The sequence below is a fragment of the Acidobacteriota bacterium genome (genome assembly GCA_030697165.1).
Lineage (GTDB): Bacteria > Acidobacteriota > Vicinamibacteria > Vicinamibacterales > UBA2999 > 12-FULL-67-14b.
In genome coordinates, this window is record JAUYQQ010000009.1 from 402,024 (window position 1) to 413,081 (window position 11,058).

At 66.7% G+C, this 11,058-nt stretch carries 9 protein-coding genes; 5 read left to right on the forward strand and 4 right to left on the reverse strand.

Features of this window, described 5'->3' with window-relative positions; all coding sequences use genetic code 11:
• The first annotated feature begins 42 nt into the window (after positions 1–42).
• The 3 genes from Q8T13_10145 (at position 43) to Q8T13_10155 (ending at position 3,405) form a co-directional block, all read left to right on the forward strand.
• Entirely contained in the window at positions 43–1,041 is a 999-nt protein-coding gene (locus Q8T13_10145) for a hypothetical protein (protein MDP3718111.1), read from the forward strand.
• A complete protein-coding gene (locus Q8T13_10150) occupies positions 1,038–2,288 on the forward strand; it encodes a BamA/TamA family outer membrane protein (GenBank protein MDP3718112.1) in 1,251 nt (416 codons plus the stop codon). Before Q8T13_10145 ends, Q8T13_10150 begins: the two co-directional genes overlap by 4 nt.
• Positions 2,289–2,352: 64 nt before the next feature.
• Complete coding sequence (locus tag Q8T13_10155; GenBank protein MDP3718113.1) at positions 2,353–3,405, forward strand: DUF3500 domain-containing protein; 1,053 nt, start codon at positions 2,353–2,355, stop codon at positions 3,403–3,405.
• A gap of 67 nt (positions 3,406–3,472) precedes the next feature.
• Here Q8T13_10155 and Q8T13_10160 read toward each other — a convergent pair whose 3' ends face one another.
• Complete coding sequence (locus Q8T13_10160) at positions 3,473–4,312, reverse strand: hypothetical protein (protein MDP3718114.1); 840 nt, start codon at positions 4,310–4,312, stop codon at positions 3,473–3,475.
• 87 nt (positions 4,313–4,399) lie between these two features.
• Positions 4,400–5,239 (reverse strand): Cof-type HAD-IIB family hydrolase, encoded by an 840-nt coding sequence (locus Q8T13_10165; GenBank protein MDP3718115.1) that lies wholly within the window; start codon positions 5,237–5,239, stop codon positions 4,400–4,402.
• A 134-nt stretch (positions 5,240–5,373) separates the two neighbouring features.
• Here Q8T13_10165 and Q8T13_10170 point away from each other — a divergent pair, with 134 nt between their 5' ends.
• Positions 5,374–8,208, forward strand: coding sequence for a 2-oxoglutarate dehydrogenase E1 component (locus Q8T13_10170; GenBank protein ID MDP3718116.1), 2,835 nt, complete (start codon positions 5,374–5,376; stop codon positions 8,206–8,208).
• Between the two features lie 6 nt (positions 8,209–8,214).
• Positions 8,215–9,435 carry a 2-oxoglutarate dehydrogenase complex dihydrolipoyllysine-residue succinyltransferase gene (odhB, locus tag Q8T13_10175; protein ID MDP3718117.1) on the forward strand — a complete coding sequence of 407 codons (1,221 nt, stop codon included), beginning with the start codon at positions 8,215–8,217 and terminating at the stop codon, positions 9,433–9,435.
• Positions 9,436–9,501: 66 nt separating this feature from the next.
• Here odhB and Q8T13_10180 read toward each other — a convergent pair whose 3' ends face one another.
• Both Q8T13_10180 and Q8T13_10185 read right to left on the reverse strand, forming a co-directional pair.
• Positions 9,502–10,488 carry an RluA family pseudouridine synthase gene (locus Q8T13_10180; GenBank protein ID MDP3718118.1) on the reverse strand — a complete coding sequence of 329 codons (987 nt, stop codon included), beginning with the start codon at positions 10,486–10,488 and terminating at the stop codon, positions 9,502–9,504.
• 101 nt (positions 10,489–10,589) lie between these two features.
• Positions 10,590–11,058 (reverse strand): GNAT family protein (locus tag Q8T13_10185; GenBank protein MDP3718119.1); only part of this gene is annotated, 469 nt, incomplete at its 5' end.

The window sequence follows — 11,058 nt, forward strand, 5'->3', positions numbered from 1 at the left end:
GAACCGACCTGGTTCCCGGTTCGTATCAGTTCGAGATCCACCATGCGTTCACGAACCCTCGCCGTCTTGTTGTGCCTGGCCGCACTCGCGGCCGTTGTTCCAAGCCGGGTCACCGCCCAGTCTGACCTCGATGCGTTCATGGAGCGCGTTCTCGCCCGCCGCGACGACAACTGGAAGAAACTCCAGCAATACGTCCTCGAAGAGAAGGAAGCCTTCGACCTGACCGGGCCAGGCGGCCTGCCGCTGTGGGGCATGCGGCGCGAGTATGCCTGGTTCATCCGCAACGGGATCTTCGTACGCAGCCCCGTCAAGGCCAACGGCGTGGCGCTGTCGGAGGCCGATCGGCGCAAGGCGGAAGACGAATGGCTCCGGCGCGAAGTCAGCCGCGAAGAGCGACGCAAGCGGCGCGCCGATCGCGAAAAGCAGGGCCTGCCCGCCGAGCCCGAAACCCGAGCGGTCGTGATCGGCCCCACGGGCGTGCAGGTGGTCGACGAAACGCCGACAACGGCGGCCGATCTGCCGTCGAACGTGGACGACCTGCTGAAGCAGGGCGGCGACCCTCAGTTCGTCTCGTCCTCGTACTTCCTGAAGTTCCGGTTCGAGAAGGGCCGCTACGCGCTGGCCGGCCGCGAGCAGGTTGACGGTCAGGACGCGCTGAAGATCGAGTACTACCCGGGTACCGGGTTGTTCAACGAAGGCCGGTCGCGCCCCAACCGCAAGGTCCGCGACCAGGAAGACGAAATCGAGGAGAAGATGAACAAGGTGTCGCTGGTCACGCTGTGGATCGACCAGAAGACCCACCAGATTCTGCAGTACACCTTCGACGACATCGACATGGACTTCTTCCCGGGCCGCGCGTTGATGCGCGTCAGCGACCTGAAAGCCACCATGCGCATGGCGCAGGCGTTTCCTGATGTCTGGCTGCCACGCAGCATCCAGATGCACTTCGGCCTGATGCTCGCGGTCGGCGCCGTCGACGCCACCTACACGGTCGACTACCTGAACTACAAGCAGGCCGACGTCACCTACAAGATCAAATGAGGCTGACCGGCTGCCTCCTCGCGACGATGCTCGTGCTGACCGGAATGGCGGCCGCGCAATCCTCACCGGGCGTCGTCGCCGAAGTGCGCGTGCACGGCAACCACACCACTCCCGACGCCGATGTGCTGGCGCTCGCCGGCGAGGTGGTTGGCAAGCCGGCCACCGAGGCACTGGTGGCGGAAGTCAGCACCCGTCTCGAGCGGAGTGGACGGTTCGAGGGCGTCGACGTGCGCAAGCGCTTCCGCTCGATCGACGACCCCGACGACATCCTGCTGGTGATCATCGTCGACGAAGTGCCCGGCGTGTCGGACACCGACCTGACCCCGGGACCCATGAAGCGGCTGCGCAGCAGCGCAATGTTCCTGCCGATCCTTCACAGCGACGACGGCTACGGGCTGACCTACGGGATGCGCGTGAGCTTTGTCGATCGGTTCGGGCCGCGCAGCCGGATCACCTTCCCCGTCAGCTGGGGGGGCGAGCGGCAGGCCCTGGCGCAGATCGAAAAGTCCTTCAGCCGCGGACCCATCGATCGGCTGTTCGGTGATGGTGGCGTTACCCGTCGCGAGAACCCACACTACAAGATTGGCGACACCCGCACCTTCGTTCATGGACGCGTCGAATCAGCCATTCAGCGCTGGTTACGCATTGGCGCCGGCGGCGGTGTTGACGAAGTCGATTTCGGGGGGACCCGCGACCGGCTCACGCGCGCCGATGCCGCGGTCACCGTCGATACCCGCGTCGACCCGGCTTTCCCGCGCAACGCCGTGCACACGACGTTCGGCATCGAACGACTGAACTTCGATGCCGGGAAGGCAAATCGCCGGACGGCGGACGTCAGCGGTTACCTCGGCCTTCCCGGCCAGAGCGTGCTCGCGCTTCGCGCCCGGTCGGTGACCTCGACCGCGCCACTCCCGATTTATGAGAAGTCGCTGCTTGGTGGCGCCTCGACCGTCCGCGGCTACGAGGTCGGCTACCGCGCCGACGACAACACGGCCTCCCTCTCGGCCGAGCTTCGCCTCCCGGTCACTTCGCCCATGTCGGTGGGCCGCTTCGGCGTGAAGGCCTTTGTCGACGCCGGCACGGCTTACCCGTACGGATTCAAGCTCAGCGACCAGCGCCTCGACCTTGGCTACGGCGGCGGCGCCTACCTGCACCTGACCATCATCAGCCTGTCGCTCGACGTCGCGCGCGGCCACGAGACCGGCAAGTACCGCTGGCACTTCGGCATGGGCGTGACGTTCAAATAACCGTCCCACCGGCCCCACCCGCCCTACCCGCCCCACCCGCCTGGACATCGGCTACACTCCCGCCATGGTCCGTCTGAACTTGCTTCGACTTGCCGTTGCCGCCGTTCTCGTGTGCGCGTTCATGGGCGCCGCGCTACTCGCGTCGCAGCGATCCGCTGCCGCCATGGCGAAGGCCGCCGGGCAGTTCCTCGACAGCCTGACCCCGGATCAACGTGCCAGGGCCGCTTTCGCGTTCGACAGCGACGACCGCCTGCGCTGGCACTTCGTCCCGAACGAGATGTTCCCGCGCAAGGGGCTGATGATCAAGGAGATGACCGAGGCGCAGCGCCGCTTGGCCCACGGCCTGCTACGGACCGGCTTGAGCGCGAGCGGCTACAGCAAAGTGACGTCCATCATCCAGCTCGAGGACGTGCTCAAGGTCATGGAAGCGGGCGGGCGCTTCCCCCGCGACAAGGAGGACTACCTCTTCTCGGTGTTCGGCACGCCGGGCCCGAAGGGCGCGTGGGGGTGGCGCGTCGAGGGACATCACATCTCGATTCGCTTCACGATCGCCGATGGCGCCGCCACCAGCCAGGTCGCCAGCTCGCCGATGTTCCTCGGCAGCAACCCGGCGGAGGTGCGCGCCGGCGACCTGAAAGGCACGCGCGTCCTCGGCGACGAGGAAGACACGGCTCGCGCCCTGGTGCAGTCGCTGTCTGCCGATCAGTTGAAGTCCGCCGTGATCAGTGCCACCGCGCCCAACGACATCCTGACCATGAACAAGACCGACATCACGCCGCTGCCGGACGAGGGCATCCTGTATTCCGCCCTGCAGCCGGCGCAGCAGGCCCTGCTGCGAAAGGTCATCGAGACGTACGCCAATGTCATGGAAGCCGACGTCGCGGCCGCACGCATGAAAGTGGCCACCGGCGCCGGCCTCGACAAGTTGCGGTTCGCGTGGGCGGGCTCAACCCAGAAGGGCCAAAAGCACTACTACCGCATCCAGGGCCCGACGTTCCTGATCGAGTTCGACAACGCCCAGAACGATGGGAACCACGTGCACTCGGTCTGGCGGGACTTTGGCGGCGACTTCGGGCGGGACATCCTGCGCGAACACCTGGCAGCGGTCGCTCACTAACTGAAACTGAAACTGAAACTGAAACTGAAAACTAAAACTACCAACTTTCAACTCGTCAACTTTCAACTCACCAACGAAGCACCCTCTTCCCGCGCCAGATCGGGCCTTCCCGGACGAACTTCCACTCGGGGTTCTGCTCGACGTCGCGCAGTGACGCGAGCACGCCGTCAAACACCGGCAGCCCCTCGTCGTCGCACTCGAAGTAGGTGACGAAGTCGAACTCGCCCTCTCGCTGATTGCCGTCGGGGTTGTGGTACACGCGGCGAAACAGCGAGGAGATCCCGCGCTCGGCGGCCACCGCGTGGCCCTTCACCGGGCATTTGCTCTCGCCATCGACGTGCGGGTAGAAGTAGGCGTGCCGTTCAAGCGCGCTCATTTGCCACCACTCGGCGGTCTTGTTGATGGGCACGATAATGGTGTTTCGGCTGCCGCGGCCTGATCGCCGCGGGGGCGCGCCCTTGTTCGAGTAGTGCACCATCTCGGGGCTGGAATAGCGCGGCGTCCGGGCGGCGCCGTCGAGCGCCAGGACGTCGGCGGCATCACCAATGCGCCGGCGCAATTCCTCTTCAAGCTCCTGCAGGCGCGGCCGGTATTTACTCGACACCTGCACGAGGTGGCGGGCCTTGTTGATGCAGGGGCCGACGCACGCCGGCTCGGGCTCGGGCAGGTCGCCATCACGCACGAAGAACTGGATCGTCTCGAACGGCTGGGCCTGGGTTTCGCGGCTGTCGTCGATGTCGAAGTCGTTGAAGAAGCCCCGGGCGATGTTGCCTCCCGCGGTCCTCAACCGGGCGCCATGGGCATCGTCTTCAGAGCGCGCCATGACGAACAGGAACTTGGTGTAGGCGAGATTCGCCCCGACCCCGTTCCCATTTCCGTTCGCCTGGCCGCAGCCATTGCTTCCCATGACAGACCGGCTATCGGTTTGAGGCTCGGGCGACTGTATGAGCTGGCGCAAGAGTGTGCAATTTTGTCCCGACTGGCGGGCGCCCCGTTATGGGGGGCCAGCGGGAATGAAGCGATCGATCGCCTGTGCCAGGCCCGCTTCGTCGTTCGTGCCCGTAAGGTGAACGCCGGATGTTTTCAGTTCGGGTTCGGCGTTGCCCATAACCACGCCCACGCCGGCCCACTCGAGCATGTCGCGATCGTTGTGGTTGTCGCCCACGGCCATGACCTCGGCCTGCGGCACGCCGTAGTGCTGGGCCAGCGCCGCCAGCCCGGAGCCTTTCGAGATGCCGGCGCCACAAACGTCCACCAGCGAGAAGTCGCGCTGGGGATACTCGGTCATCGTCACCTCGAGCTGCGGGGCCACCGGATGCGCTGCCAGGTGCGCCGAGATCGCCCGCATGGTCTGCATCCCGCCGTTGAAGGTGACCTGCACCGGGTCTTCGCTGACCGCGTCTTCAAGCCGATCCACGGCCTGGATGATGGCGGCGTTGCGGCGCCTGAATCCCGCGCGATTCGGGCCGCTCCAATCCATGCGGTCGTACACCAGTTGGCCGGCCGATGGCCGATCGAAGACACAGGCGGTCTCGTGCCGCCATTCGATGGTCGCCGCCAGCACCTCTCGCGCCACCGCCTGCGGCAGCAGCCGGCGCAGCAGTGTCTCACCCGACCTGGACCGCGCGATCGCACCGTTATAGACCAGCAGGGTGATGTCGTCAGGCAGGTCGCCGAGCGCCTGGCTCGCGAAGTGAAAGCTGCGGCCGGTGGCAATGACAATGCGGACGCCCCTGGCGGCCGCGCGATGCACGGCGTCAAGGTTCGCCTGTGGCACACGGCCCCTTGAATCGAGCAGTGTCCCGTCGATGTCGATCGCGAGCAGCTTAATCAAACCGTGACACACCTCGCACCCTGGCACCTTGGCACCTTGGCACTTTGGCACCCTGCCCCGCCGTAGCTCGAAGAGCGCCCGCCTTCGCCAAAGGCTTCGGCGCGGGAACCAGGCCCTGTTAAAGTAGAAAGGTTATGAACCCGTGGGACCAGTTTACCGGGGCCAATGCGGGGTATGTCTACGAGTTGTTCGAGCGCTACCAGCGCGATCCTTCGTCCGTGGACGAGGCGACCCGCCGGGCGTTTGCTACCTGGACGCCCAGCGACCCATCAGCAGCAACACCCGCCGTGTCCACCGTCACGCCGACAGGCGCGAAGGCGGACGGGGACATGGAGGCCGGCATTGCCGCCCACACCCTGGCCGGAAACATCCGCCGGTTTGGGCACCTGGCGGCCGAGCTCGATCCGCTGGGCTTTCACGACCCGATCGGCGACCCATCGCTCAACCCGCACTCGCATGGCCTGACCAGCGAGACGCTCAAGAAGCTGCCGGCGTCGATCGTCTCGGGGCCGGCCGCGGCCGGCGCGGCCAACGCGTTCGAGGCCATCGCGCGCCTGCGCGAGATCTACTGCTCGACGACCGGCCACGACTACAGCCACGTGTTCGTCCCCGACGAGCGCGAGTGGCTGCGCCAGGCCGTGGAGGCCCGCCAGTTCCGTCCCCCCGTGGATCCGATCGACAGCCTCGAGCTCGTCGATCGCATCACCGAGGTCGAGACCTTCGAGCGCTTCCTGCACCGAACCTTCCCGGGCAAGACGCGGTTCTCGATCGAGGGGCTCGACATGATGGTGCCGATCCTCGACGAGATCATCCACGACGCCGCCGAGGGTGGCGTCCAGCACGTGATGATCGCCATGGCGCATCGCGGGCGGTTGAACGTGCTCGCGCACATCCTGCAGAAGCCGTACCCGCAGATCCTGGCCGAGTTCAAGGATCCGATCCTGAAGGACCGGCTGCGCGTGGACCTGGGCTGGATGGGCGACGTGAAGTACCACGCCGGCGCGCGGGTCGAGGCGCAGCCCGACGGGCTCCCCAAGCAGGTGGTGATCTCGATGCCGCCGAACCCGAGCCACCTCGAAGCGGTGGATCCGGTGCTGAACGGCATGGCCCGCGCCGCCGCCACGACGGTTGACCAGCCGGGTCCGCCGCTGGTCGACAAGGGCAAGGTGCTCGCCATCCTGATCCACGGTGACGCGGCGTTCCCGGGACAGGGCGTGGTCGCCGAGACGCTGAACCTGTCGCGGCTCGACGGCTACGACGTGGGCGGCATCATCCACATCATTGCCAACAACCAGGTCGGCTTCACGACCGACCCGGACGAGTCGTTCAGCACCAGCTACGCCAGCGGCCTGGCGCGCGGCTTCAAGATCCCCATCACGCACGTCAACGCGGACGACCCGGTGGCGTGCATCGAGGCGGCCCGGCTGGCGATTGCGTACCGGCAGCGCTTCAAGCTCGATTACCTGATCGACCTGGTCGGCTACCGCCGCTACGGCCACAACGAAGGTGATGAGCCGGCGTTCACGCAGCCGGCGGTCTACCAGATTGTCAGCGCCCATCCGACCGTCCGCGAGATCTATGCCCGCACGCTGGTGGCGGCCGGCACGATTACGCAGGAACGCGCCGACGAAATGGTCCGCGCGCGCATGACGGCGCTGGAGCAGGCCTACGCCGCGGTCAAGCCCGAGCAGGACTACGTGCCGCCGGTGCCCGAGGTGCCACCGAGCGGCGCCGCCACCAAGGTCAGCACGGCCATGCCGCTGTCGAACCTCGCGGCGCTCAATGCCGACCTGTTGACGGTGCCCGAGGGCTTCACCGTGCACCGCAAGCTCGAACGCGGCCGCGAACGCCGCCAGGCCATGTTCGCGAATGCCGCCGAGCGCTCAATCGACTGGGCCGCCGCCGAGGAACTCGCGCTGGCGTCGATCCTGGCCGACGGCATCGGCGTCCGCTTTACGGGTGAAGATGTCGAACGCGGCACCTTCAGCCACCGCCACGCCGTGTACCACGATTCAGTGACGGGCGCAGAGCATGTGCCGCTGCAGCGCCTGCGCCAGGCTAAGGCGGCCTTCGAGATCCGCAACAGTCCGCTGTCCGAGTACGCCTGCGTCGGCTTCGAGCTCGGCTACAGCCTGCAGGAACCGGGGCGGCTGGTGATCTGGGAGGCGCAGTACGGCGACTTCATCAACGGCGCGCAGATCATCCTCGACGAGTACCTGACCTCGACCCGCGCCAAGTGGGGCATGTCGCCGTCGCTGGTGCTGCTGCTGCCCCACGGCTACGAGGGACAGGGGCCCGATCACTCGAGCGCCCGGCTCGAGCGGTTCCTGAACGCCGCCGCCGACACCAACATCCGCGTCGTCAACTGCACCACCGCGGCGCAGTACTTCCACGTGCTGCGGCGCCAGGCGCTGTTGCTGCAGACTGACCCGCTGCCGCTGATCGTGATGACGCCGAAGAGCCTGCTGCGGCACGGCTTCACGGCCTCGACGCCAACGGAACTGGCCGAGGGCAAGTTCCAGCGGGTAATCGATGATTCGCTGACCCCGGCGCAGGCGGCGAAGGTTCGCCGGCTGGTGTTGTGCAGCGGCAAGGTCGCCGTCGACTTGTTCACCAGCGAGCAGCGCAAGGACAATACGACCGTGGCGATTGCCCGCGTCGAGCAGCTCTACCCATTCCCCGACGGGCCCATTCGCGACGTGATGGCACGGTATCCCAAGCTGCGCGAGGTCTGCTGGGTGCAGGAAGAGCCCGAGAACATGGGCGCGTGGGAGTTCGTCCGCCCCCTGCTCGAGCAGTTGATCGACAAGCGGTGGCCGCTGCGCTACATCGGCCGCGTCCGCAACTCGAGCCCGTCCGAGGGCTCGTCGAGCTGGCATGCGGTCAACCAGCGCGCCATTGTCGAACAGGCCTTTGAAGCCAAGGCCGAAACCAAAGAACTCGATCGCGTCCTCTCGAAGCAGGTCTAAGCGAAAATGGCAACGAACATAGTGGTTCCGGAACTCGGCGAGTCGGTGGTCGAAGCGCGCGTCGCGAAGTGGCTGAAGAAGCAGGGCGACAGCGTGGTCGCCGGTGATGCGCTGGTGGAACTCGAGACCGAGAAGATCGATCTCGAAGTGAGCGCCGATCGTGCCGGCGTGCTCGGCGCGATCAAGCACCAGGAAGGTGCGGACGTGAAGGTTGGCGAAGTGCTCGCGGTGCTCGAGGAGGCGGGTCAGGCTGGTGAGGCGGGTGGGGCTGGTAAGGTCGTTGCCGCCGAAGCGCCGTCTGCCGCGTCGGCGGCAACGCCCCCCGACAAGAAAGCCACGCCGACGGCAAAGAACGTGGCGAAGGCGCACGACGTGAAGATCGAGTCGGTTTCGCCGGCAGGTGCCCGGGTAACGAAACAGGATGTGTTGAAGGCTGCGGCCCCACCCGTCCAACCGGCCTCACCCGCCCAACCGGCCTCACCCGGCCAACCAGCCCCACCCGCCCGACCAGCCCCCGCAAGCGGCGACCGAAGCGAAACCCGCGAACGAATGTCCAAGCGCCGAGCCACGATCGCCCGCCGCCTCGTCGAAGCGCAGCAGACGGCCGCCATGCTCACCACCTTCAACGAGGTGGACATGAGTGCGCTGATGGCGCTGCGCGAGCGGCGCAAAGAGGCCTTCACCAAGAAGCACGGCGTCGGCCTCGGCATTGCTTCGTTCTTCGTCCAGGCGGCCATCGGCGCGTTGAAGGCGTTCCCGCAGATCAACGCCGAGATCCAGGGCGACGAGATCGTCTACAAGCACTACTACGACATCGGCATGGCGGTCGGTGCCGAAGGCGGCCTCGTGGTACCGGTCTTGCGCGACGCCGACCGCATGGGCTTTGCCGGCATCGAGCTGGGGATCCGCGATTTCGCGGCCCGCGCCAAGGACGGCTCGCTGACGCTTGAAGACCTGAAGGGCGGCACGTTCACGATCACGAACGGTGGCGTGTTCGGCTCGCTCATGAGCACGCCTATTCTCAACCCGCCGCAGGTCGGCATCCTGGGCCTGCACAAGATCGCCGACCGCGCCGTGCCGGTGAATGGCCAGGTCGTGATCCGGCCGATGATGTACCTCGCGCTCAGCTACGACCACCGGCTGGTCGATGGCCGCGAGGCCGTGCAGTTCCTGGTCAAGATCAAGGAATACATCGAAGACCCGGCCTGGATGCTGCTCGACGCCTAGCGCGCTGGCGCGAAGCCTCGCGGGTGACGATGGGCCCAACCTACGCCAAGGATACGGTGGGCCCACCTACGCTAAAGCTACGGCGGGCAAGCCCAGCGCGTGGGCGAGCGTCCGCATGTCGTCTGGCAGCGGTGCAACAATTTCAATCGGCTCGCCGGTCGTGGGATGCCGCAGCAACAGCCGCCACGCATGCAGGGCCTGGCGTGGGAAGGCGTACGCGATCTCGTCGAGCGGCGCCGGTTCTCCGCCCTTACGCTTGCGCCCATAAACTCCGTCGCCGACGATGGGCCAGCCGCGCGCCGAGAGGTGTACGCGAATCTGGTGGGTCCGGCCGGTAATCAACCGGCAGCGAACCAACGAGAAGGTGCCTAGGGTGCTCGGGGTGACAGCCAGCCGTTCGTACTTCGTCACCGACGGCTGGCCACCGCGATCGGTCACCGTGATGCGGCGGCGATCCCACGGGTCGCGGTCGAGGGCCAGGTCAATGGTGCCGCGCTGGGGTGACGGCCGCCCCCAGACAATCGCCGCGTAGTCCTTCTCAATGCGCCGGGCATCCATGGCGCGTTGCAGGGCAGCGTGCACGGCCGGACGCTTGGCGACCACCACCACCCCCGAGGTGTCCTTATCCAGGCGGCCGAGCAGGCTCGGCCGCGATCCGTCAGGCCAAGTCTTGGCGCGTTCGAGCACACCGTTCATCAGCGTGCCGCCGGTGTTCTTGTAAGAAGGATGCACGACCAGGCCGGCCGGCTTGTTGAGCGCCAGCAGATCGCCATCCTCGTACAACACGTCCAGGTCCATCGCCTGCGCCGCCGGTCTGGTGCGGGGCTGCAGGTGCTCAACCCTGACCCGGACCTCGTCGCCAGCCTGCACCCGCCAGGCCGCGCGAGACGGCGGCGTACCGTTCACCAGCACGTCGCCGGCATCGATCCACTTCTGGATGCGGTTGCGCGAGATCGCCCGCTCGTCGCGCAGGTGGCGAAGCAGGACCCGATCGACCCGGACGCCGTGGTCGCCACGGTCGAGATCGATCGTTCGCCAGACTGAGGCGGGCACGTCACCAGTGTACTTGCCGGAATGTGATGTGGCGGGACGTAAAAAAGCCCGGACATCCCTGGAATGTCCGGGCCTGACGGTGGTGCCCGACTGACGAAGAGCTAGTGGACGACCGGCGCGTTCTGGAGCGAGAGACGCTGCAGGCGCCAATCCTCGGCGAGGATGCCCCACAACACCTGGTCGTGATACTGGCCGTGGCGCAGGAACGAACGCCGCAGCACGCCTTCCTTCACGGCGCCGAGCTTGCGCAGGGCGCCGTTGCCGCGGCCGTTGGCCACCGCCGCGCGCGCTTCGAGGCGGCGCGCGCCGACGACGTCAAACGCGAAGTCGAGGACCAGCCGTGCACCTTCCACGAACACGCCCGTGCCCCAGTACTGCGAACCGAGCGCGAAGCCCCACTCGGCAGTGCCGAAGCCCGGCTCGAGTGAACGCAGCTGGAAGATGCCAATGGCGGTGTCCATGCCGGCGGGCACGACCGCGAAGCAGGCATAGTTGCCGGCCTGGCGTTCGCGCTGCGCCCACAGGATGAAGCGCTCGAAGCCTTCGACCGTGGTCGGCGGCGGCGAGATG